The 24818-nt window shown below is 58.5% G+C and carries 17 protein-coding genes and 1 pseudogene; 6 read left to right on the top strand and 12 right to left on the bottom strand.

Annotated features, from left to right (window positions below; translation table 11 throughout):
• Window positions 1-288 precede the first annotated feature (288 nt).
• The 3 genes from ALO43_RS20115 (at window position 289) to ALO43_RS20105 (ending at window position 5695) form a co-directional block, all read left to right on the top strand.
• A complete protein-coding gene (locus ALO43_RS20115; protein WP_054997956.1) occupies window positions 289-1023 on the top strand; it encodes a phosphoribosyltransferase in 735 nt (244 codons plus the stop codon).
• Between the two features lie 537 nt (window positions 1024-1560).
• Window positions 1561-2274 (top strand): hypothetical protein, encoded by a 714-nt coding sequence (locus tag ALO43_RS20110; RefSeq protein ID WP_054997955.1) that lies wholly within the window; start codon window positions 1561-1563, stop codon window positions 2272-2274.
• Between the two features lie 187 nt (window positions 2275-2461).
• Entirely contained in the window at window positions 2462-5695 is a 3234-nt protein-coding gene (locus ALO43_RS20105) for a hypothetical protein (RefSeq protein WP_054997954.1), read from the top strand.
• 92 nt (window positions 5696-5787) lie between these two features.
• Here the strand turns inward: ALO43_RS20105 and ALO43_RS20100 are convergent, their stop codons facing one another.
• Complete coding sequence (locus ALO43_RS20100; protein ID WP_054997953.1) at window positions 5788-6846, bottom strand: hypothetical protein; 1059 nt, start codon at window positions 6844-6846, stop codon at window positions 5788-5790.
• Between the two features lie 306 nt (window positions 6847-7152).
• Between ALO43_RS20100 and ALO43_RS20095 the strand changes: the two are divergent.
• Window positions 7153-7464, top strand: a pseudogene (locus ALO43_RS20095) (thymidylate synthase); the annotation flags it as partial.
• Window positions 7465-7623: 159 nt separating this feature from the next.
• Here ALO43_RS20095 and cadR read toward each other — a convergent pair.
• Entirely contained in the window at window positions 7624-8070 is a 447-nt protein-coding gene (gene cadR / locus ALO43_RS20090) for a Cd(II)/Pb(II)-responsive transcriptional regulator (RefSeq protein WP_005896182.1), read from the bottom strand.
• Between the two features lie 85 nt (window positions 8071-8155).
• Here cadR and ALO43_RS20085 point away from each other — a divergent pair, with 85 nt between their 5' ends.
• Complete coding sequence (locus tag ALO43_RS20085; protein ID WP_053931793.1) at window positions 8156-10408, top strand: heavy metal translocating P-type ATPase; 2253 nt, start codon at window positions 8156-8158, stop codon at window positions 10406-10408.
• A 52-nt stretch (window positions 10409-10460) separates the two neighbouring features.
• Here ALO43_RS20085 and ALO43_RS20080 read toward each other — a convergent pair whose 3' ends face one another.
• From ALO43_RS20080 to hutU, 10 genes are all read right to left on the bottom strand, one after another.
• Window positions 10461-10919 (bottom strand): thiol-disulfide oxidoreductase DCC family protein, encoded by a 459-nt coding sequence (locus tag ALO43_RS20080; protein ID WP_054997951.1) that lies wholly within the window; start codon window positions 10917-10919, stop codon window positions 10461-10463.
• Between the two features lie 62 nt (window positions 10920-10981).
• On the bottom strand, window positions 10982-11782 hold the full coding sequence (hutG, locus tag ALO43_RS20075) for an N-formylglutamate deformylase (protein ID WP_005896187.1): 801 nt from the start codon (window positions 11780-11782) through the stop codon (window positions 10982-10984).
• A gap of 11 nt (window positions 11783-11793) precedes the next feature.
• Window positions 11794-12999, bottom strand: a complete 1206-nt coding sequence (gene hutI, locus ALO43_RS20070) for an imidazolonepropionase (protein WP_005896188.1) — start codon at window positions 12997-12999, stop codon at window positions 11794-11796.
• Window positions 13000-13014: 15 nt separating this feature from the next.
• Window positions 13015-14391, bottom strand: a complete 1377-nt coding sequence (locus ALO43_RS20065; RefSeq protein WP_054989380.1) for an amino acid permease — start codon at window positions 14389-14391, stop codon at window positions 13015-13017.
• Window positions 14392-14495: 104 nt separating this feature from the next.
• The gene (hutH, locus tag ALO43_RS20060; RefSeq protein ID WP_054997950.1) at window positions 14496-16043 is read right to left on the bottom strand and encodes a histidine ammonia-lyase; all 1548 of its coding nucleotides are present in this window, start codon (window positions 16041-16043) and stop codon (window positions 14496-14498) included.
• Window positions 16044-16097: 54 nt separating this feature from the next.
• A complete protein-coding gene (hutH, locus tag ALO43_RS20055) occupies window positions 16098-17639 on the bottom strand; it encodes a histidine ammonia-lyase (protein ID WP_054997949.1) in 1542 nt (513 codons plus the stop codon).
• Between the two features lie 12 nt (window positions 17640-17651).
• Complete coding sequence (locus ALO43_RS20050) at window positions 17652-18482, bottom strand: quaternary amine ABC transporter ATP-binding protein (protein ID WP_050586612.1); 831 nt, start codon at window positions 18480-18482, stop codon at window positions 17652-17654.
• Window positions 18479-19330 (bottom strand): ABC transporter permease, encoded by an 852-nt coding sequence (locus ALO43_RS20045; protein WP_005896196.1) that lies wholly within the window; start codon window positions 19328-19330, stop codon window positions 18479-18481. The genes ALO43_RS20050 and ALO43_RS20045 overlap by 4 nt, the downstream gene beginning before the upstream one ends.
• Window positions 19331-19403: 73 nt before the next feature.
• A complete protein-coding gene (locus ALO43_RS20040) occupies window positions 19404-20372 on the bottom strand; it encodes an ABC transporter substrate-binding protein (RefSeq protein WP_054997948.1) in 969 nt (322 codons plus the stop codon).
• A gap of 111 nt (window positions 20373-20483) precedes the next feature.
• On the bottom strand, window positions 20484-22181 hold the full coding sequence (gene hutU, locus ALO43_RS20035; RefSeq protein WP_054997978.1) for a urocanate hydratase: 1698 nt from the start codon (window positions 22179-22181) through the stop codon (window positions 20484-20486).
• 652 nt (window positions 22182-22833) lie between these two features.
• On the opposite strand from hutU, the gene betT reads away from it, so the two are divergent.
• Window positions 22834-24789 carry a choline transporter BetT gene (gene betT / locus ALO43_RS20030; protein ID WP_172678987.1) on the top strand — a complete coding sequence of 652 codons (1956 nt, stop codon included), beginning with the start codon at window positions 22834-22836 and terminating at the stop codon, window positions 24787-24789.
• Window positions 24790-24818 lie beyond the last annotated feature (29 nt).

Below are 24818 nucleotides of genomic sequence, written 5' to 3'. Positions count from 1 at the left end.
TCGATCCCTCTGTGCGCCTCGGTCAGTAGCTACCTCATCAAAAAATCGAAGTGATCTGAATCGGTGTTTGGCCCTCGGGTAGCGGCTGATAGGTAATGCGGGTAGCGGGATGTTGGATGACGGTAACCGCGAGTTTTTCAGTTGAAGCAAGGCCGGCATCGGTTGCAAATACGGTGGGGGTGGGTCGTTGACTGAGCACGCGGTTGGACGACTGTGCCTGCTAGCCGCCAAGCTTGCCTGGCATTATGATGGCTAGCTTTGCCACCACCATTTGTTCGGGGTAGACCTTTGGGACTTGTCGTCACGCAGAACCTGGTCACGGTTGACCACGCCGTCAGGGATCATTTGATCACCACTGTGGATGGCAACCCCAAAACGGACATCCGGGAGTGCGGGCTAAAGGTCACTTCTCTTTTCACCCGGATCAAATCTTCTGCAAAAAGGAGTCGGGATCGGAAGGCCAGCCTGATCGGCGACAACTGCCCCCTCCTGTACGCTCTCAAAGGCAAAGACGGGCTCACGACCAATATCACCTCTATCAAGCGCCTGGCACAGAGCGGTAGCGGGATCCTGGCGTTGATTGCCGCACAAACCCAAGCCGACACGGTGGTGTATATGCCGTCAGGCTATAGTTTGAGCCGCATCGTAGCGTCGCGATGCGCCTCGGTGCTCAATGCTGAATTGGCCCATGACGTCTTCGTAAAGTCGTCCAAAATGGAAGCCTTCGACATGATCCGAAAGGCTGAAGACAACGGCGATATCAGTATCGAGGAGCGAAAAAAGCTTCAATTCAGGCTGAAGATGCAGGACGGCTTTCCACTCAAGGTGATCCCGGTCGAGTATCGGCACCTGTTCACGCCGCTCCAGCGCAACCCAGCATTTCGTGGTAGCGTTACCGGACGCGTCGTGTTGGTTGACGACCTCTTGGCCACGGGGCGAACGCTCACGGTGGCCAAAGAGATCGTCCGAGCAATGAATGGCGTCACTTCAGTGGAAGCCGTGTGCCTGTTCAGCGACGTGTGATGCGTACAAGGCTTTACAAGGGATAGCCCCTTCGCTACTATTGATTACGAGTGTGCATGAGCCTCCCCGCTCGTTAAATCCAGATGAGGCCCGCGTAGCACCTCCCAGGGTCAGTCCGTAAAGGGCAAATAATGGGATGGTTAGGCAGCGGCTAACCCCTCAACCTTCTAGGTTGTTGAAGCGTCATAGGGCTCCGGCCCTACCTCTTTCAAAGCCGAGCTCATGCTCGGCTTTTTCTTTGGCGCTATACACGCGCCTTCAGGCCTACATGGCCTCCGAGATGTGGGCTCCTGCTGGCCCGTCTCACCTCTCACGAACTGTAGGTCGGCTGATGGTGACCCTAGCTCCTCATCACAGGCGCAGTACGCAGCCATATCCATGCACCCGCTGTCTGCGCATAGGTTCCTGAGCTAATGGCGCCCCTTCCTAAAGGGGGCTTCCGCCGGCCTGCAGCCATGCTATATGGTGGCATACTGCCAGTAGTTTAGCCCTGGAAGGGGAGAAATCCCGGCTCATTTTACAAGGATAGTTTTGGTCATGACTTACATTAACCTGCCTAGTAATCAGCAAGCTGCAATCAGCGACGTTGACGAGACGGTGCTTCGGGCAGCGGTGCGCAAGTGCCTAGATGAAGAGCGTATAGGGCCGATTCACGGCCTCGGGCTCAGTGACTGTGGCCCCTACGTGGGCGCCAAGCTTCGTGCGTTCCACCAAGCGATCACTGAGTACAGCAAGTCCAAGGCCCATGCTAAGCGTGAACGGACTGGGCAAGATGCGCTGCGCGCCGGCAGTGACCTCGTTGACGCGGTGCAGCAAATGAAGGGCCGGCTCGAAACTGAGCGCCAAGAGGGGGAGCTATTCTTCATCGATGATCAGATCAGGCCGCCTTTCCATCTCGGCAAGCGGCTATCGGTGCCTGTGTCGTTTCGCTGGCGAACGTCGCCATCTGCAGACTGGAAGCACGGCTATGTGACTTTCGTCTACGATTTCTCCCCTCAGCCGAGTTACACCTTGCCGCTGCCCAAGCGCAAACCTAGCGCGGCAAAGGTAGAGAGGGATCTTGAAGGCAGTCGCTACCGAGAGTGGGAATGTTTGAAGGCCCAGGCGCTCTTCTCGATGAGGGAGTTCTTCCGCGATGGCGGCGATGGGGATGCTGTGCCAGAGGTATTCGCGGTGAGGCCTAGTCCCTATGGTGGGGGCCTTAATAACTTCAGCTGTAATTTCTGGCAGCCCGAGAGGCCGGCACCATAAATCTGGCAAGCCATCAGCTTCGGTAAGTAAGGCTGGTGTAAACGACCGTCCGCTCATCCAGTATGCGTGGACTTTCCCAAGCATCGTGCGCGCACACTATCACGATGACACCGAGCCCTGCGCTGACATAGGGCCGGAGCGTTGATCGTAGCCGGGCGATGCCAGTGGTCATTTTTAGGAGTGGATGATGGACAAGGAACAATCGGCTACCAAGATAACTGCTCCCAAGCCGCAAGACTTTCTGCGAGCGAGACGTCCAGAGCAGTTCTCGGACTCTGTAAAGCTACAGGAGTCGACTATCGATCGCTGCATGCTGGAGTACCACTTCGAGACCCTGAACAATCGAAGCCAAGAGCTTGAGTTCGAGACATTCGTACGGAAGCTTTGCGAGCGTGAGATATGCCCCAACCTGGTTGCCCAGACGGGGCCGACAGCCGGTGGCGACGGTAAAACCGACACAGAGACGTATCCTGTCTCCAGCCAAATTGCTTTTTTCTGGGGGCTAAACGAGGCTCCGGAGTCTGAGCGATGGGCATTTGGCGTCAGCACTCAGAAAAACTGGAAGGCGAAATGCACGAAGGATGTCGAGAGCGTCATGTCCACCGGGCGTGGGTACGCAAGTATTTTCTGTGTCTCAAGCCGGCTCATCAAGAACAGTCTGAGGGCGCAACATCAGGACGACCTTTCGAAAAAGCACGGCGTCCAAGTCACGATACTTGATCGCACCTGGCTGCTTGATAGAGCGCTACAGCCCAAAAATCAGCACCTTGCTATCGATCACCTAGGCCTTACTGGCAGTATTGAGAGCAAAATCCAGATCGGCCCATATGATGCTGACAAGCAGATCCAGCTGGCAGAGATCGAGCGCGAGATCGAGCAGATTGAGGATCCGGGTCGTTTGACGCTCTCCCAGGTCGACCTCTACACCAAGCGGGCCATCATCTACAAAGAGCTGGAACGGGATGCCGCTGCTGTGGAGCATCAGTTCAATATCGCTGTGCGGGTAGCGAAAAAGTTTGGTACCCATAGGCAGCATTTCGATGCCCTTTACCAACTGACATGGGCTGCGTACTGGTGGCTGGAAAATGCCGATGTCTTTGAGGAAACCTTTGAGAAAGCGTTCGGCGTGGCTCAAGAGACCGACAACGTTGAGGTTTGGGAGAAAGTCGTAACGTTGTTCAATCTGGTGGTCACCTCTCATCGAGACGGCAAGTGCACCCTTGATGTGGTTTCCTTGAGCGCTACCATTCGAGAGAGGTTGAACTCGATTGCCAACGACGCGGATATGATCAGCGGTGCATTACAAGCCAAGACCTCTTTGGCGCTTCTGGATCTGTTGGCTGCCGAAAATGAGGAGCAAGTCAATAATACCTTCAGGACTTTGGGCACCATCGCGGATAGCGCTCATAAGCTGATTGGTTACCCTATGGCTCGCCTCGTCAACTTGCTGGAAGCTCTCGATGTGGCCTTTGGAGATCTCAAGGCCTACGAGGATCTCATGGACAAGCTCATTGATGACGCTGGTGCGCGGGAAAACAGCCGGATCAAGGCAGATAAGTACTTGAGGCGTGGAGCGCTGAGCAGCGACAAAAAAGATTACTACAGGGCGATCAAATGCTTCGGGTTGTCCTTGTATGGTTTGTATAACAGCGAGAGCAAGACGGAAATGTTCGCTGCCCTTTATATGTTGTCCCATGCATACGAGAAGCAGGGGTTGCTCTGGGCTGCACGAGGAGCAGCGCTCATGGCAGCGTACCTTGTCACCGGTGACGCGCTGAAGGAGCAGCGAAGCAGCGCTAAGCAAGCTGCTATTTACCAGCAACTCATGTGGATTGAAGGTCAGCTGGGTCGATTGGGCCAGTCATTGACCTGGTATCACCTGGCTCAACTGATCTCTCAAACGCTGGATGAAGATCCGTGGACAGAAAATCAGAAAATGAGTTATGAGGCTCTGATTGGTAAGCTGTTTCTCAATGCCAATTTTTCAGATATTGAAAGGCTAGCTTGGCTCCCAGACAAGTTGAATCAGCTGGATCTGGGGCTAAGTGCAGATGCGCTATTGGTTTGCTTAGGCCATGAAGATAAAGCGGGGCCTGAAGGTGAGCCAATTGACCTTCAATTTATGAATATGTGGCGCAGTATTGATATGGGTGCCCCGGTAGCCACGCTAGACCTCTATCTTGACCGCTGGACGACCATAAACTCCTACATTCTGGGCTGTAAGGTGTCCGTATCCTTCCCCGTGAAATCCCCTTGCATGGAGTTAGCTCAGCATTTGCTGGCTGTACTGGAAAGCTTCTGTGCACCGATGATGGTTGATCATATAGCGTCTACCCTGCCCGCCGTGAACATCGATATTCTGTTGGAAGATGAGGACGACTTCATGCTCCAGCATAATTTTGATACCGCTGCGCAGGTAACGTCTGCTGAAATCCTCTGCTCGCCGTTCAGTATCGCCAAATTAACCGACGAGCAACGAGATGCAATCAAGCAATTCTATAGTGAGTTCTGCCTCCATTTCGTCTCCATCATCTGTCCTCAAGTTGGCTGGTCGAGACTGGAAGAAATGCTTCGAGACGATAAAGCCTTGGAGCGAGCAGTTGTATTCAATTGTAATATTGGGTTGGACGACTACTTCATGGGGCGTGATGCTGCCCCAGGGATTGCTTCTCACCAAGATGCGGCCCTGGAGTTGCACAAGCCGACTCGTAGCGTAACTTGGTTTCAGTATCACAACATTGAGCCCATGGTGTTGCGACCTAAACATGATGTGTCCGAGGAGCGTCCAAAACATCCCTTCCAGTTCTCAAGTCTTAAGCATAGAGAGTTGAAGATTTCATCTCTTATTCAGGTCAGTCTGTGGGATCAAGCTGGATGGAGGGGAGTGGGATTTCACGGAGGCGGAGGAGAAATTCCTTCCATCGTGTTCCTGTTTGAGAATCCGACAGTTGGGGCGAGAATTTTTTCAAACATAGCTAAAACTATTGGTGATAAAGATTCTAAAAATACATTGCGTATCGCTTTGATACGCGGAATTAGCAAGCATAACCCTGCCCACTACCGGGTGGTCGTTACGAATAACCTTGAGCAGAATGATGATGACGCTTCGAGTATTCATTCGGCCTTGTCCAGAATTCTTACGGTGACTCCGGATACCTCTCAGAATATTGATAGGTTTCTAAGTGATTATGAACACTACAAAAGGTGCTATGTCGCCACAGTAGATGCTCAGGGCCATCCCACGCATCACTTGTCAACTTCAGGCGTTGTAGTTTTAAATGCCTGGGAGATTGATGACAACCACTTAGAAATTTCGGCTATCCAACCTGATGACGATGTGTTGATACCGGAGGGCGTCGATGATCCCCCGATCAGCCGGGCTTTAGCGAGGATTCGCTCACCGGAAGGCCGGAAGGCTTAGGCGCCAGAGGTTGATTACCCCTGGCGCGTGTGACCGGTGCCTGGCGAGCCTGTGTATTCGTGGACTACAATGCATTGAGCTGCAATCAGAAGTCATTCGTAGTGCAGCTCACCGAACAAACCAATCATGAGATCACCTTCGAGCACCTCAAAAGGAAGCGTGACGTACTGATCGCGATGGCGAGGCAGCGCCTTTCCATCGTGCGGTGCATTTTTCGTGTGCCCTTGAACCTTCTCCCCGTTCTCCTTAATATAGGGAAGCACGACTATCCGACCATGGTTCTTGGATAGAATCGTCCCCTCATGCCACAAGGTGTTTCCTTCATCGCTGCTGGACTCGCCCCCCGTGTTTTTCACCACCCACCGTGGCACCCCGTCGTCCTCATACCAGAACACGAAGCCACCGCAGACCAATACCCTTTGGCCGCGCATCCTCGCCTCGGCGAGCATTTGCTTGACGCTTGCCAACTGCAATAGCTGATTGGCTCGGGGCAGTAAGAGTGCGCGTATCTGCGCTTTGGTTCTGCCCCAGTGGTCAGCTCCCGAAAGACCAAACCCTTTGGCTGTCACTTCGCGCAGGCAGATCTGCGAGCGTTTGGGAGACAAGGCTCCGATCTGTTCCCATGTCTGGTCATCGACACGGCGAAGGCACATGTTGAATCTCGGTATGGCAACTATCTCTAGGTAAGGCGCACGCTCAAGCTCCTCATGGAGCGGTTGTCGCAAGCTTTCCATTGTATTGTGCAATGTCAGCTCTTGCACTGAGGGCCGAGGTAGATGGGCGTTGCGCTTGATCGCCTCGCGCTCCATGAGCTCCTCCTCTCCCTGGATACGGCGCGCCGCCGTCAGTGCTTTCTCGACTTTTAGGATGGTTGAGCTCTGAAGCACAGGATCCGGTACCGCCTGAATTACCAGTTCACTGGTGCCGCTGTTGAATTCGTCTGCAGCTGCCATGGCCTCCTCGTAGGAAGTGAAAACAGCTGCCATCGCATGTCCACTGCCGTTATCGTAGAAGTAACGCTTCCAGGACAGATGGGAGTCGGGGAAGAGCTTGAGTGCTCGCAGCTGCCACGTCCATCCGATGCGGAATTGCCGGAATGGAAGGACGGCCAAGGTGGGCATTGAGTGGTATGGCATCTGATCTAGGCGCATCGACTTTCCCTGCTGTTTGCGTCTTGGCGCTTGCGGAAGCGCTGGAGCTCATCCTGGGGAGATAGATTCCCCGACCTTATGGATAGCACATTGCCAGGATGAGTCAATTTCTTGGTTACAGGCCTCGTATTTCGGGGGCTTCAGGAGAAAGTGAGATTTGGGCGGGACTTTAAAAAACTGGTGGTTTATCCAGTATTAGGGATTGCGCAGGTAATGTGCAAACGATATAATGCACATATACCAAGTTGCTTGGAAGGCGTTACAAGTCAGCGTAATGTGCAGGTAAGTGGGGGGACGAGTTTTTTCGGCACGCCATTCAATTTGACCGAAGGCGCCGCGCTGCTCAGCCTCATCGGCCGCCTGACTGGCTACACGCCGCGCTGGTTCACCTACTTCATCGGCGATGCCCATGTGTATGAAAACCACTTGGACATGCTCAACGAGCAGATGACACGCGAGCCGTACCCGATGCCGAAACTGGTGATCTCCGACCGCGTGCCGGAATTCGCCAAAACCGGCGTCTACCAGCCTGAATGGCTGGAGCTGATCGAACCTTCGGATTTCACCCTGGAAGGCTATCAGCACCACCCGGCGATGACTGCGCCGATGGCGGTTTGAGCGCATATTCGCTTGTTCCGGCGCTTATCTTTACAGGCAGCTTGTGAAGAATCTGGAAAACGCGCTACTGCCCGAAGGGCGTGGGAGCGAACTTGTTCGCGAAGACGGGCGCTCAGACAACGCTGAGCACCCCTGAATGGAAGCTCTATTAAACCCGCCTCAATGCCCGTGACTCCTCCCGACATGCGAGGCCTCGCCCTCTGGAGCTGATACAGCGCCCGTCACTTCTAGCCTCTCCAGTATCGCGCAGTGGTCCGCCACACCATCGCTGCAGCGGCGGCGCAGGTCGAGCAATTGCTCCTGAAGCGCTTGCAGACTCGCCACGCGGGCGTTGACGTGTTCGATGTGCTCGTCGATCAGGGCGTTGACGCTTTCGCACTGGTCCTGCGGGCTGTCGCGCAGGTTCAGCAAGTTGCGGATTTCTTCCAGGGTCATGTCCAGGCTGCGGCAATTGCGGATGAACGACAGGCGTTCCATGTGTGCCTGGGTGTATAGCCTGTAGTTGCCGTCACTACGGGCGGGGGCCGGCAGCAGGCCTTCACGCTCGTAATAACGGATAGTTTCGACCTGAGTGTCGGTCAGTTTTGCCAGTTCGCCGATTTTCATGGGGACTCGTCTTGATTGAGCGCTTGACCCTATAGTGGCTACAGGGTGTTCACTTGGCAACAAGCAGAATCCTGGAGCACGCAAAATGGGCACGACGATCAAGACTTCCCCCGCACACGAGCATGATCACGACGATGATCACTCGCAACACAAGCACGAGCCTGCAGCGCATGCGCACTCCTGCTGTGCAGGCGATGCACAGCCCGCTGTGGTGACATTCTCTGAAGCGTCGGCGTCCGGCAGTCGCCTGAGCAGTTTCCGTATCGAAGCGATGGACTGTCCGACCGAGCAGACTCTGATCCAGAACAAGCTCGGCAAACTCGCGGGTGTGCAGAAGCTTGAGTTCAACCTGATCAATCGCATGCTGGGTGTCTGGCACGATCTGCCGTCCACTGATCCGATCCGCGAGGCCATCGGCGCGCTGGGCATGCAGGCCGAGCCGGTCGAAGAGGGCGCCGAGCCTGTAGCGTCGGCTGCAGCGCCTGCGAAACACTGGTGGCCATTGGCATTGTCCGGCGTGACTGCGCTGGGCGCCGAAGTGGTCCATTTGGCGTCGCTTGGCCCTACCTGGGTCGTTGCCGTTTTGGCCCTGGTGTCGATCTTCAGTTGCGGGCTGACTACCTACAAGAAGGGATGGATAGCGCTCAAGAATTTCAATTTGAACATCAATGCCCTGATGAGCATTGCAGTGACCGGTGCAATCCTGATCGGTCAGTGGCCGGAAGCAGCGATGGTGATGTTTCTGTTCACCATTGCCGAATTGATCGAAGCCAAGTCCCTGGATCGTGCCCGCAATGCAATCAGTGGCCTGATGCAGCTGACGCCCGAACTTGCAACGGTCAGGCAGGCGGATGGCAGCTGGAAGGAGATTGAAGCCAAAAGCGTCGAACTGGACGCGATTGTCAGGATAAAGCCCGGCGAGCGCGTGGGCCTGGACGGTGAGGTGGTGTCCGGCAATTCGACCATCGATCAGGCATCCATTACCGGCGAAAGCCTGCCGGTCGAGAAAACCGTTGGCGATAAAGTCTTCGCGGGCACGATCAATCAGTCAGGATCGCTGGAATACCGTGTCACCGCTGCTGCGAATAACTCCACTCTGGCGCGGATCATTCACGCGGTGGAAGCAGCGCAGGGCTCACGCGCGCCGACTCAACGCTTCGTCGACAGTTTCTCGCGCATCTATACGCCGGTCGTGTTCATTGTCGCTTTGGCGATGGCTCTGGTTGCGCCTCTGTTCTTTGACGGCGAATGGTATGACTGGATTTACCGGGCGCTGGTGCTGCTGGTAGTGGCGTGCCCGTGCGCGTTGGTCATCTCCACGCCGGTGACCATCGTCAGCGGTCTGGCGGCTGCTGCGCGCAAGGGCATCCTGATCAAGGGCGGCGTTTACCTGGAAATGGGCGAAAAGCTCGACTATCTGGCCCTCGACAAGACCGGCACGCTGACCCACGGCAAGCCTGTGCAGACCGACTACGTGCCGTTGAACGCGACCACCGCAGAGACTGCGCCTGCTATCGCCGCAAGCCTGGCCGGTCGCTCCGATCACCCGGTTTCTCAGGCTATTGCCAAAGCCGCTGATGAGGGTCTGATGCTGCATGAGGTGACTGCATTCGAAGCCTTGAGCGGACGGGGCGTGAAGGGTGAAGTGAACGGCCAGATGTATCACTTGGGCAACCATCGTCTGGTTGAAGAACTGGGTCTGTGCTCGCCCGCGCTGGAAGCGAAGCTGGATGCACTGGAAATGCAGGGCAAGACCGTGGTCTTGTTGCTGGATGCGTCGGGCCCGATTGCGCTGTTTGCGGTGGCCGATACCGTCAAGGAGACCAGCCGTGAGGCCATCGTTCAACTGCATGCGCTGGGTATCAAGACTGTCATGCTGACTGGCGACAATCCGCACACCGCCAAGGCGATTGCCGATCAGGTCGGGATTGATGAGGCGCAAGGCAATCTGCTGCCGGCCGACAAGCTGAGTGCTATCGAAGCGCTTTACGCTCGCGACCATCGAGTGGGCATGGTGGGCGACGGCATCAACGATGCACCGGCACTGGCTCGTGCCGAAATCGGTTTTGCGATGGCCGCTGCGGGTACGGATACGGCTATCGAAACGGCAGATGTCGCCCTGATGGACGATGATCTACGCAAGATTCCGACGTTTATCCGACTGTCCCGCCAGACTTCGGCGGTGCTCAAGCAGAACATTACATTGGCGATCGCGACCAAAGTGCTATTCATCGGCGTTACCTTTGCAGGCATGGCGACCATGTGGATGGCCGTGTTTGCCGACATGGGCGTGAGCCTGCTGGTGGTGTTCAACGGGCTGCGTTTGCTCAAGAAGTGATCAGGCACTTTGCATCAGGTCGAACGTTCTTCAACAAGATTGAGCGAAGCGTCTAACGTTTGTCAGGTGGTGAACGGTCGTGCGCACCCCGGTTGTTTTCCGGAACTGCACAGCTGTCGCCCCGACAGCGAGCACTGCCATCAGGATGAGGCAGCCACGCCAAATGCGGACGCCAGCGGCAAAACAGACGGTAAACAATATTAAGGAGCGGCCTGGCCCACCGCCATGATAACGGCGCAGCCCAGAAACCCAGGCCCGCCGCTCGCCAGCTCCAGAGCGTCGCGTCCAGGCCGGTTACCCATGTCCCATCGTCAAATTTCGCATGCAATGACGACTCCATCTGCGCCAGCGTGAACCCCACAGCTTCAGCATCAAAAGCTTCATCACTGATATCAACAAAACTAAGGCGATCAGGTGCGGCACGCGCACGTAGAATCTTGACCTCTCGAGCGCAGAGCGGGCATTCACCGTCAAAATAGAGCGTCAGTGGCCAATGTGTTTTCTGGTACATGTGTGAGCCCCCGTATCGACCTGACAAGATATGCCCAATGACCCAGGCCCACAATGGGGCGATCAGCCAAACCGCTTCTGCCCCCAGGCAATGAAGGTTTCCAGCAACGGTTTAAGTACGGCGCGGGTCGGTTCGGCCAGGTCCGGGCGATAGTGGAAGGGTACGAACTCGTCCATGTAAGTGCTTTGCGCCAGCTCCAGTTGCACGGCGTGGATGTTGTTGGCAGGGTCGCCGTAATGGCGGGTGATGTGACCACCCTTGAAGCGCCCGTTCAGCACATGGCTGTAATCCTTGGCCGCTGCGCAGACCTGCTCCATTCGGCTGGCCAGTTCCGGGTCGCAACTTGCGCCATTGAAAGTGCCCAGATTGAAATCCGGCAAGCGACCCTCGAACAGGTGCGGAATGTGCCCGCGAATCGAGTGGGCGTCGAACAGCAGCGCATAGCCAAACTCATCGCGCATCCGCTGCAGCTCCTGCTCCAGCGTCTGGTGATAGGGCGTCCAGATCTGCTGCAGATACCGAGCACGTTCTTCGGCACTCGGCGTCTGGCCTTCCTTGAACAGCGGCACGCCGTCAAACAGGATCGACGGGAACAAGCCGGTGGTTGCGCCCACGTACATCGGCTTGTCGTCTGATGGCCGATTGAGATCAATGACAAAACGCGAATACTCGGCGGCCAGGGTGCCCGCGCCCAGTTCGGCAGCAAAGTCATACAGGCGCGGGATGTGCCAGTCGGTGTCCGGCAGGCTAAGCGCCTCGTCCACCAGCGCCGCCTCGACGACCGGCGTCAGCTTCAGGCCGGCATGCGGCATGCTGATCAGCAACGGAATGCGACCGCGATTGAATGTCAGAACGTTGTCCACAGGGCTCTCCTTCAGATCGATGTTTCGACGCCGTGGCGCACGATGCGTTTGTCCAGATCGCCGCCCAGCCAGTAGGCCAGATCAGCCGGTCGTTCGATGTTCCACGCCACAAAGTCCGCCACCTTGCCGACTTCCAGCGAGCCATGTGTCGCGCTCATCCCCAGTGCCTTGGCGGCATTGAACGTGACTCCGGCCAGCGCTTCTTCGGGCGTCATGCGAAACAGCGTGCAGGCCATGTTGAGCATCAGGCGCAGCGAAAGCCCGGGTGAAGTGCCGGGGTTCAGGTCGGTGGCAATGGCAATCGGCACGCCATGCTTGCGCAGCGCGTCCATCGGCGGCAGTTGAGTTTCCCGCAGGAAATAAAACGCCCCCGGTAGCAGCACCGCGACGGTCCCGGCAGCGGCCATGACAATGGCGTCGTCTTCGGTCATGAACTCCAGATGATCTGCCGACAGCGCTTTGTAGCGCGCTGCCAGGCTCGAGCCGCCCAGCGAAGAAAGCTGCTCGGCATGCAATTTCACTGGCAGTGCCAATTGCCCTGCCGTGATGAAAACCTGCTCGACCTGCGCAGGCGAAAACGCCAGGTACTCACAGAAAGCATCCACCGCATCCACCAGACCTTCGGCAGCCAGCGTCGGAAGCATCTCGTTGCAGATGTGGTTGATGTAGTCGTCAGCGCGATCGGTGTATTCCGGTGGCAGCGCATGGGCGGCCAGGCAGGTGGCGCGCACGGTGACCGGCTGGGTATTGCCCAGACGGCGGATCACGCGGAGGATCTTGCGCTCGTTTTCCAGGTCCAGCCCGTAGCCTGATTTCATCTCGACGGTGGTGACGCCGTCCTTGAGCAAGTGCCGCAAACGCCGCTCGGCGCTGGCGTATAGTTCATCCTCGCTGGCGGCACGCGTGGCCCGTACCGTGCTGGCGATACCGCCGCCTGCTGCAGCAATCTCGGCATAGCTCACGCCCTGCAAACGCTGCTCGAATTCGCCACTGCGATTGCCGCCGAAGACCGTGTGTGTGTGGCAGTCGATCAGGCCGGGCGTCACCCACGCGCCGCCCAGATCGATGCAGTTGTCATGTTCCGACCCAGCCAGCTTGGCCTGAGGCCCGATCCACTCGATGAGTGCTCCGGAGGTCACGATGGCGGCATTTTCGATGATCGAGTATTTGCCGTGAGCCATGCTTGCGATGTGACAGTTTTTCCAAAGCATTTTCATTCCGGGCCTCTTTGATCAATGGGGGTTGTTGAGCGCCTTCGGCTTGACCCACACCGCGTAGGCGATGAGCAGCAGCACAATCCAGACTGCACCGACGATCAGGGCTGCACGGTTGTCCGGGAAATAGCCCAGAACGCCGAAGATGAACAGCATGAAGACGATGGCGGCGGCAGGCCCGTAAGGCCAGAACGGCACCGCAAACTTGAGCTGTGTGACCTCTTCGCGGCTCATCGAGCGACGCATGGCGACCTGAGTCAGCAGGATCATCAGCCAGACCCAGACCGTGGCGAAGGTTGCCAGCGACGCGATCAGCAGGAACACGTCTTTGGGGATCAGGTAGTTGAGCAGCACGCCACCGAGCAGCGTCACGCCCATCACCAGCACGGTCATCCACGGCACGCCCTGACGCGACAGGCGCGCAAAGCTCGCCGGCGCCTGACCGTCGCGGGCCAGGCCGTACATCATGCGGCCTGCGCCGAAGATGTCGCTGTTGATAGCTGACACCGCCGCCGAGATCACCACGATGTTGAGAATGGTCGCCGCCGAGGCAATGCCCAAATTGTCGAAAATCTGCACGAACGGGCTGCCTTGGGTGCCGATTTGCGGCCACGGATAAATACACATCAGCACAAACAGGGTCAGCACGTAGAACAGCAGAATACGCAGCGGCACCGCGTTGATTGCCTGCGGCAGGCTGCGTTGCGGGTCCTTTGCCTCACCGGCCGTGATGCCGATGATCTCGATGCCGCCGAACGCAAACATCACCACGGCAAACGAAGCGATCAGGCCAGCCACGCCGTTGGGCATGAAGCCGCCATGCGCCCACAGGTTGCTGATGCCGATTTCAGTGCCGCTGGTCGAGCTGCCGATGCCGAAGATCATGATGCCGAAGCCTGCAACGATCATCGCCACGATGGCGCTGACCTTGAGGATCGACAGCCAGAATTCGGTTTCGCCGAAAACTTTGACGTTGCACAGGTTGAGCGCGCCGATCAGGAACACGATGCCCAGCACCCAGATCCAGCGCGGCACTTCCGGAAACCAGAAGCCCATGTAAATGCCGAAGGCGGTCACGTCGGCCAGACAGACGATGATCATCTCGAACGCGTAGGTCCAGCCCAGCACGAAACCGGCCAGCGGCCCCATGTAGCGCGTGGCGTAATGGCTGAACGAACCGGACACGGGGTCGTGAACGGCCATTTCGCCCAGTGCGCGCATCACCATGTACACCGCCGCGCCGCCAATCAGGTACGCCAATAATACAGCGGGACCGGCCTGTTGAATCGCCGAGGCCGAGCCGTAGAACAACCCTGTGCCGATGGCAGAGCCCAAGGCCATGAAGCGGATGTGGCGGGCGGATAACCCGCGTTTCAAACCATCTTGTGACGTCATTTCAGGTCCATTTCATTACAGGTATGGCAAAAGCCGCGAGAACGCCTGCATCCGGCTTCCCGCAGCACAATGACCAAAGCGAGCCCTGCCAGGCTCGCGGTGCATCACAGACTCGGTAGCAGACGTGCAGGAACCAGCGGGTTCAGGCAAGTGGAGGACAACAGCTGACTGGCAGCTTCGATGTCCGGTGCAAAAAAGCGATCCTTTTCATAGAACGGGACCTTGCTGCGCAACAGGCTGCGGGCTTGCTCCAGCTTCGGAGAGGTTTTCAGGCCCTCGCGCAAGTCCAGCCCCTGGCAGGCAGCCAACCATTCTACGGCAAGAATCCCGCGAACGTTTTCTGCCATTTCCCATAACCGCTTGCCGGCGGCCGGGGCCATCGACACGTGGTCTTCCTGATTGGCCGAAGTTGGCAGGCTGTCGACGCTGTGCGGATGGGCCAGCGCCTTGTTTTCACTGGCCAGCGCGGCGGCTGTGACCTGCGCGATCATGAAGCCGGAATTGACGCCGCCGTTGGCCACCAGGAAGGGCGGCAGTTGCGACATGTGCTTGTCCATCATCAGCGAAATGCGGCGCTCGCTGAGCGAGCCGATCTCGGCGATGGCCAGCGCCAGATTGTCTGCCGCCATCGCGACCGGCTCTGCATGAAAATTGCCACCGGATATGACGTCGTTCTCGGCGGCGAACACCAGCGGGTTATCGGACACCGCATTCGATTCGATTTCCAGCACCTCGGCGGCCTGACGCAGCTGCGTCAGGCATGCGCCCATGACCTGTGGCTGGCAGCGCAGCGAGTAAGGGTCCTGAACCTTGTCGCAGTTGCGATGCGACTCCGACACACCGCTGCTTTCGCCCAGCAAATCGCGATAGCAGGCCGCCGCATCGATCTGCCCGTGCTGACCGCGCGCGGCATGAATACGTGCGTCGAACGGCGAGCGTGAGCCGAGCACCGCTTCGACCGTCAGCGAGCCGCAGGTCAGCGCAGCGGCGAACAGGTCTTCGCCCTCGAACAGCCCGCGCAGTGCATAAGCGGTCGACACTTGAGTGCCGTTGAGCAGCGCCAGCCCTTCCTTGGCGGCCAGCGTCAGCGGCTGCAGGCCTGCGACAGCCAACGCATCGACAGCATTCAGCCATTCGCCCTTGTGACGTGCCTTGCCTTCGCCCAGCAGCACCAGCGACATGTGCGCCAGCGGGGCCAGATCGCCGGAGGCACCGACCGAGCCCTTGAGCGGAATGTGCGGGTAGACCTCGGCATTGATCAGAGCGATCAACGCGTCGATCACCACCCGCCGAATGCCCGAGAAACCGCGGCTAAGGCTGTTGACCTTGAGCACCATGATCAGCCGTACCAGATCATCGCTGATCGGCTGGCCGACACCGGCCGCATGCGACAGCACCAGCGAACGCTGCAGGTTCTCCAGGTCCTCACTGGCGATTCGGGTCGAGGCCAGCAAGCCGAAACCGGTGTTGATGCCATAGGCGGTGCGGTTCTCGGCCAGAATGCAGGCGACGCAGGCGACGCTGTCGTCGATCTGCTGGTTGGCGCTGCTGTCCAGCGTCAGGCTGACTGGCTGCTGATGAATGGCGCGCAATTGCGCCAGGGTCAGTTGGCCGGGGATCAGGTTCAGCGTCTTGGCAGATAAGGTGGTCACGATGCTGCTACTCCTTGATGGATGTCGGCAACGGCTGGTGGCCGTCAGCCGCCTCTACAGGTTTGCCGCATGATTGCGGCAGTGCCGGAAAACCCTTTCCAGCGATGTTTCGTCTTTGAGCAGGGCAGCGCTGCTGGCGATGTCAGGGGCCAGCCAGCGGTCTTCGTCGTAGGCCGCAACCTGTTCGCGCAGCAGCCGCCAGGCCATGTCGGTACCGACGCCGAAGCGCTGCGTCTTGAGAAACTCGAATGCCTGCGCGGCGAGCAAATACTCGATGGCGAGAATCTGTGTGACATTGGCCAACACCTTGTGCAGCTTGAGTGCGGCGCTGGTGCCCATGCTCAGGTGATCTTCCTGCAGGCCGGAGGTTACGTAGTTATCGACCACTGCCGGCTGTGCCAACTGGCGGTTTTCTGCGCACAGCGAGGCGGCGACGTACTGGACGATCATCATTCCCGAGTTGACTCCGGGCTGACTGACCAGAAAAGCCGGCAGGCCGCTGACCAGCGGGTTGACCAGGCGGTCCAGTCGCCGCTCGGCAATGGAGCCCAGTTCGGCCATCGCCATGCACAGCAAATCCGCCGCCATCGCCACCGACTGACCATGCGGGTTGGCTTGGGACACCACGCGCCAAGCGTCCGGCGTGCCGAGCAAAAGCGGGTTGTCGGTGGCCGAATTAAGTTCTGTTTCTATCTGGCGAATGGCATGGGCCAACTGGTCGCGGGTCGCGCCATGCACCTGAGGAATCGAGCGAATGCTCAGTGCATCCTGGGTACGAATGCCCTGGCTGCTGGCCAGCACTTCGCTGCCTGACAACAAGCTGCGCAGGTTCTTGCCTACCTGCTGCATGCCTGGGTGAGGCTTGAGAGCGAGAATGCTTTCATCGAACGCGTCCAGCTGGCCGCGCAGGGCCTCGAAGGTCATCGCCCCGATCACGTCGGCCCATTGGCTCAGACGCTCGGCATCGGCGATGGCCAGGCAGCTCAGGCCGGTCATGCACGGCGTGCCGTTGACCAGGCACAAGCCGTCCTTGGCACCGAGTATTACCGGTGCCAGACCTTCTTCGTCCAGCGCCTGCTGCGCAGCGACGATCTGCCCGCGATAACTGACCTGACCAGCGCCCAGCAGTGCAATGCCGACGTGCGCCATGTGGGTCAGATAACCCACTGAGCCCTGCGACGGTACTTGCGGCGTGATGCCTCGATTAAGCAACGCCAGCAGCGCCTCGACCACCTGACGATGGATGCCGGACTTGCCCTGACTGTAGTTGAGGATCGCGGCGCAGATGATTGCGCGAGTCTGTTCATCGGCCAATGGCGTACCCACCCCGCACGCGTGGCTGAGCAGGGTATTGCGCGACAAACGACTGAGCTGTTCGCCTTGCAGCGATACATTGCACAGCGCGCCGAGCCCGGTATTCACGCCATACGCGCGCTCGCCGCTGACGACGATGCGTTGCACGATGGCCTGCGCATTATCGATCCGCGCCCAGGCGGCATCCGACAAGGCCAGTTGCGCGCCATGTCGGGCCACGGTGACTACATCCTGCCAGCCCACTGGGGCTTCGCCGATGACGATCTGTTCTGCTCGCGACATCTGCAACAGTCCTTAAAGGGTGGCTACGCGACGCTGAACGAAACGGTCCACGTAATCGTCGGCAGGCGAATGAAGGATTTCTTTCGGCGTACCGACCTGAATCAATCGCCCGTCCTTGAGGATCGCGATGCGGTTGCCGATGCGCACGGCTTCGTCCAGATCGTGGGTGATGAACACGATGGTCTTGTGCAGGCTGGCTTGCAGCTCCAGCAACTGGTCCTGCATCTCGGCACGAATCAACGGGTCGAGGGCGCTGAACGCCTCGTCCATCAGGATGATGTCCGTGTCCGCTGCCAAGGCTCGCGCCAGGCCGACGCGCTGACGCATGCCGCCGGAAAGCTGGTGCGGGTATTTGTTCTCGTAGCCTTTCAGGCCAACTGTGGTGACCCAGTGCTGCGCGCGTTCCTGACACAGCGCCTTGCTCTCGCCGCGCACTTTCAGGCCGTACGCGACGTTGGCCAGCACGGTCTTGTGCGGCAACAGGCCGAAGCTCTGGAACACCATGCTGATCTTGTGCCGCCGAAACTCGCGCAGAGCCTCCATGTCGTAACGCAGTATGTCTTCGCCGTCGATCAGGATTTCGCCGCTGGTAGGGTCGATCAACCGGTTGAAGTGGCGCACCAGCGTCGATTTTCCCGAGCCGGACAGGCCCATGATGACGAATATTTCGCCGCTGCCGATCGACAGCGACAAGTCGTTGACCCCGACCACGCAACCGGTCTGCGCAAGCACCTGATCCTTGCTTTGGTTCTGCTTGATCAGCGCCAGGGCGTCTTTGGCGCGATTGCCGAAAATCTTGAACACGTTTTTGACAACGATCTTGTTCGGTTCCACGCTGCTCATTTGTTCGCCTCATGACGTGGGCGGCCATAGGCCTGCGTGATACGGTCGATGACGACCGCGAGGATGACAATGGCCAGGCCCGCTTCCAGCCCGCGCCCGACGTTGAGCGTCTGAATGCCCACCAGTACGTCTTCGCCCAGCCCGCGTGCGCCGATCATCGAGGCAATCACCACCATCGACAGCGCCATCATGGTGGTCTGGTTGATCCCGGCCATGATGCTCGGCATCGCCAGTGGCAGTTGCACGCCGAATAATTGTTGCCAGCGGTTGGCCCCGAAGGCGTTGATCGCTTCCATCACTTCGCCATCGACCTGACGAATGCCCAGATCAGTCAGACGAATCAGCGGTGGTGCGGCGTAGATAACCGTGGCGAAGATCGCCGGGACCTTGCCCAGGCCGAACAGCATCAGCACAGGGATCAGGTAAACGAAGCTGGGCATGGTCTGCATGATGTCCAGCAACGGCATCAGCACCGAGCGCAGACGATTGCTGCGCGCCGAGAGAATGCCCAGCGGAATGCCGATCAGCACTGCAATGATCGTGGCAACCAGCATCAGCGCCAAGGTCTGCATCAGCTTGTCCCACAACCCGACCGCGCCGACCAGAAACAGCAGGCCGACGATCACCAGCGTCGTGATGATTTTGCGCGTCGCGTGCCAGGCGATACCGCCGACGATGATCAGCATCAGCCACCACGGGGCCATGCGCAGCAGGCCTTCGAGGTTGACGATGGCCCACAGCAGGGTCTCGGAGATGTGCCGGAACACGTCGCCATACTGAGTCACCAGCGAGTCGACCCCGTCGTTGACCCAGTTGGCGATCGAGAAAGTGAAGCTTTCAGGAAACATAAGCGGCTCTCAAATGAGGTGTGTCGGGTCAACGGCCGGGCTGCCGAACCTTTCAGTCCGGCAGCCCGGTCGTTTACAGCGAAGCGTCCACCTTTTTCGCGGCGTCTTCACTGACCCATTTGTGCCAGATTTCAGGGTGCTCTTTCAGGAAAATCTTCGCCAGTTTCGGCGATTCGATGCGTTCCTTGGCCATGCGTCCCAGGTTCTGGTTAAGCAGGTCGATCGGCAGATTGACCTTCTCCAGCACCGCGACCAGTTCAGGGGCCTCGTCGTGGAACACTTTGGACACGCCGACCTTGATATCGATCGTCTTGTTGACGCCGGGTTTCTCTTCCAGTCGCACCAGGTCCACCTGGCCCATTAATGGCGTTGGCGACCAGTAATAGGTCAGGATCGGCTCGCCACGTTTGTAGCTGGAGAGAATAGCCGCGTCCAGCGCCGGGCCGGTGCCAGGGCGGAAGTTGGTGTACTTGCCTTCCAGGCCGTAGCTCTTGAGCATTTCGCTGTTTTCCAGCTCACAGGTCCAGCCGGCCGGGCAGTTGTAGAAGCGGCCTTTGCCGGGCTCTTCCTGATCCTTGAACACTGCAGAATACTGAGCCAGATCGCTGATGGATTTGAGGTTGGGTGCCTTGGCTTCCAGCTTACGTTTGGCGTCGCCTTCGATCACATAGCGCGGTACGTACCAGCCTTCCACTGCGCCGACTATCGGCGCGCCGACACCGACGACTTTCCCCGCTGCGGCGGCCTTGTTCCAGACTTCACTGCGGCCGACCCATTCTTCGGCGAAAACCTGAATGTCGTTGGTGCTCAGGGCGTTCTCCATGGCGATGGAGTTGCCGGGCAGGGCGTCCACGGCGCAGCCGTAACCCTTGTCCAGCACGACCTGCAGGATGTCGGTCAGCAGCATCGCGCTTTCCCAGTTCAGGCCAGCGAACTTCACCGGCTTGCCTGATTCGCACCAACCCGCAGCCTGACTTGCGCCTGCGCTGGCTAGAAGGCCAGCGGATACCAATGTGGTCAACAGGGCCTTTTTCATTTTCATTGTCGATGCTCCTAAGCCTGAAATGGATGACGGCAGCTTCAATCAGGCATCCGGCCCATGGGCATGCTCATGCCCGTTCCCCAAGTCTGTCGGTTTGATAACCGCAGGCTCTTAACGTCCAATCATCGGCAGGTTCAAGCCCTGCTCTTTGGCACAGTCGATGGCGATGTCATAACCTGCATCGGCATGGCGCATCACTCCGGTGGCCGGGTCGTTGTGCAATACGCGGGCAATTCGCTCGGCGGCTTCATCAGTGCCGTCACAGACGATCACCATGCCGGAATGCTGCGAAAAGCCCATGCCGACGCCGCCGCCGTGGTGCAGCGATACCCAGGTCGCACCGCTGGCGGTGTTGAGCAGGGCGTTGAGCAGTGGCCAGTCGGAAACCGCATCCGAGCCGTCACGCATGGCTTCGGTTTCGCGGTTGGGGCTGGCGACCGAGCCGGAGTCCAGGTGGTCGCGGCCGATCACCACCGGTGCCGACAGTTCACCACTGCGGACCATCTCGTTGAATGCCAGACCCAGCTTGGCGCGCTGGCCCAGACCGACCCAGCAGATACGCGCAGGCAGGCCCTGAAAGCTGATGCGCTCGCGGGCCATGTCCAGCCAGTTGTGCAGGTGGTCGTCGTCCGGGATCAGCTCTTTGACCTTGGCGTCAGTCTTGTAGATGTCCTGCGGGTCACCCGACAGCGCGGCCCAGCGGAACGGCCCGATGCCGCGGCAGAACAGAGGGCGGATATAGGCGGGGACAAAGCCTGGGAAATCGAAGGCATTGGCGACGCCGACTTCCTTGGCCATCTGGCGAATATTGTTGCCGTAGTCAAAGGTCGGAATGCCCGCTTGCTGAAACGCCAGCATGGCTTCGACGTGTTCGGCCATCGACTGCTTGGCAGCCTTGACCACATTGGCCGGCTCGCTAACCGAACGGGTGCGGTACTCGTCCCAGGTCCAGCCTTTGGGCAGGTAGCCATTGAGCGGGTCGTGGGCGCTGGTCTGGTCGGTGACCATGTCCGGACGCACACCGCGACGGACCATTTCCGGCAGAATATCTGCCGCGTTGCCGCACAGGGCGATGGAAATGGCCTTGCCTTCGGCGGTGTATTTGGCGATGCGCGCCAGTGCGTCATCCAGGTCAGCCGCTTGCTCGTCGACGTAGCGGGTCTTGATGCGAAAATCGATACGGCTTTGCTGGCATTCGATGTTCAGCGAGCAGGCCCCGGCCAGCGTAGCTGCCAGCGGCTGTGCGCCGCCCATGCCACCGAGCCCTGCGGTCAGCACCCAGCGGCCTTTGAGGTTGCCGTCATAGTGCTGGCGGCCGGCTTCGACGAAGGTTTCGTAAGTGCCCTGAACGATGCCCTGGCTGCCGATGTAGATCCAGCTGCCAGCTGTCATCTGGCCATACATCGCCAGACCCTTGGCGTCCAGCTCGTTGAAATGCTCCCAACTGGCCCAGTGCGGCACCAGGTTAGAGTTGGCGATCAGTACGCGAGGGGCATTGCTGTGGGTCTTGAACACGCCGACCGGCTTGCCGGACTGCACCAGCAGGGTTTCGTCATCGTTGAGCTGGGTGAGGCTTTCGACGATCTTGTCGTAGCATTCCCAGTTGCGTGCCGCGCGACCAATGCCACCATAAACCACCAACTCATTGGGGTTTTCGGCGACTTCCGGGTCGAGGTTGTTCATCAACATGCGCAGCGGTGCTTCGGTCATCCAGCTTTTGGCAGTCAATCGAGTGCCGCGTGCAGCCCGTACCACGCCTTCGCGGTGGCGGGTCCAGTCCTGCTTCAGGTCTTGATTATTCTCGGTCACAAAAGAATCCTCGGCGATCAATCCAAACCAGCCCGATTAAAGGGCGAGCAGTGCCTGGCGAAGCAGGCTGATTCAGTCCAGTGGAGAGCAGAATGTGTAGCCTGTCTCTACTTGTACATACAAGCATATGCAATCAAAGGACCAACTTCGTCCGCACCCTGGCTAATTGATCGTTTGATGGGTATGCCATCCAGTGTTTTTGCGGGTTGGCAGCCTCTCTCACAGCGATTTGAGGCTTTGTGCAACGAGACCGACAGCGTTACCTGAAACGTGATTTGCGCGTTTTTGGGGCGGCAGGTAACAGAACGGTGCGTGAAATGTGTGCGAGGCCAGGCTCATGTTGGACAGTTGATCCATGTCTGCAAATACCTCCATCTGGAGGGCCTGAATTGCGTGGCTGGACGATTGGAACGATCCCGCCCGGGCGTGCGTCATACCGTGGCCTGAGCCAGCGCTTACCGGCCTGCGATTAGTATTTGCGGGTACTTTCATGTTTAAATTGAACGCTCGTTCAAGTTAAACCGGTGGTTCGCTGCCCGCTCACAACAGGAGGCTAACCCTTGCCGTATCCGTTTTTTGCAGTTGGTTTTATCAGTCCGGAGGCGTTCATACGATGAGTTCTCCGAGTACTTCTTCAAGCGGCATGGTCCGCATGAACGCCCCAGTGTTCTACTTCGCTGCGAGCTTCATCCTCATCTTCGGCATCATTGTCATCGCCTTCCCGCAAGCCAGCGGCGAATGGCTGCTGGCTGCGCAGAACTGGGCTGCCAATACGGTCGGCTGGTACTACATGATGGTCATGACCCTGTACCTGGTCTTCGTGGTGGTCACCGCCTTGTCGGGCTTTGGCAAGATCAAGCTCGGTGCCGACCACGACGAGCCCGAGTTCAGTTACCTGTCATGGGCCGGGATGCTGTTCGCTGCCGGGATCAGCATCACGTTGTTCTTCTTCTGTGTCTCGGAACCGCTGACGCACTTGCTGCAACCGCCACAGGGCGAGGGCGGCACCGCTGAGGCTGCACGTCAGGGCATGCAGTTGCTGTTTCTGCACTGGGGCCTGCATGGCTGGGGCGTCTTTGCTTTCGTCGGCATGGCGCTGGCCTACTTCGCCTATCGACACAATCTGCCGCTGGCCTTGCGTTCGGCGCTGTACCCGCTGATCGGCAAGCGCATCAATGGCCCTATCGGCTATGCCGTCGATGGTTTCGGCATCATCGCGACCATTTTCGGGCTGGGCGCAGACATGGGTTTTGGCGTGCTGCACCTTAACTCCGGTCTGGATTACCTGTTTGGTGTGGCGCATACCCACTGGATTCAGGTCGGTCTGATCACTCTGATGATGGGCGCAGCGATTCTGGTGGCGATTGCCGGTGTCGACAAAGGCGTGCGCCTCATGTCCGACATCAACATGCTACTGGCCTGTGCGCTGTTGCTGTTCGTGCTGTTTGCCGGCCCTACACAGCATTTGCTCAATACCCTGGTGCAGAACATCGGTGACTATCTGGGGGCGCTGCCAAGCAAGAGTTTCGATGTCTACGCCTACAACGAGCCGAGTGACTGGCTGGGCGGCTGGACCGTGTTCTATTGGGCCTGGTGGATTGCCTGGTCGCCGTTCGTGGGCCTGTTCATTGCACGTATTTCTCGTGGCCGGACCATCCGTGAATTCGTTTTCGGCGTGCTGCTGATTCCGCTTGGCTTCACCCTGGCGTGGATGTCGATCTTCGGCAACAGCGCCATCGACCAGGTGCTCAACCACGGCATGGTCGCGTTGGGCCAATCGGCTATCGATGATCCGTCGATGACCCTGTATCTGCTGCTGGAAACCTACCCGTGGAGCAAGACGGTCATCGCGGTGACGGTGTTTATCAGCTTCGTGTTCTTCGTCACCTCGGCCGATTCGGGCACGGTGGTGCTGTCGACGCTTTCCGCCAAAGGTGGCAACCCTGACGAAGACGGGCCGAAATGGCTGCGCGTCTTCTGGGGTGTCGCCACTGCGCTGATCACCAGCGGCCTGCTGTTTTCAGGCAGTATCGATGCGCTGAAGTCGGCGGTGGTCCTGACCTCGCTGCCGTTTTCGCTGATTCTGCTGCTGATGATGTGGGGCCTGCACAAGGCATTCGTCATGGAGTCACAGCGCAAGATCGCGCAACTGTACTCGCTGGCTCCTGTGTCCGGTTCACGACGCGGCGGCTGGCGTCAGCGCCTGAGTCAGGCCGTGCATTACCCGTCGCGGGATGAGGTGTATCGCTTCCTCGACCAGACCGTGCGCCCGGCGATTGATGAAGTAACGGCAGTATTCGTCGAGAAGGGCTTGAGCGTGGTCAACGTGCCTGACCCGTCCAACGACTCCGTGACCCTGGAAATCGGTCACGGCGAAGAGCGTCCATTCATCTACCAGGTGCAGATGAAAGGCTTCTTCACGCCTTCGTTTGCGCGCGGTGGCATGGGCTCCAAACAGTTGAACAACCGCCGCTATTACCGCGCCGAGGTTCACCTGAGCGAAGGCAGCCAGGACTATGACTTGGTGGGTTACACCAAGGAGCAGGTGATCAACGACGTGCTCGACCAGTACGAACGGCATATGCAGTTCCTGCATCTGGTGCGTTGATCAGGGCTTGGGAGCACCTATCGTTCCGC

It is taken from the genome of Pseudomonas tremae (assembly GCF_001401155.1).
In the GTDB taxonomy this organism is placed as follows: domain Bacteria; phylum Pseudomonadota; class Gammaproteobacteria; order Pseudomonadales; family Pseudomonadaceae; genus Aquipseudomonas; species Aquipseudomonas tremae.
This window is presented reverse-complemented; position numbering and strand designations above follow the sequence as displayed.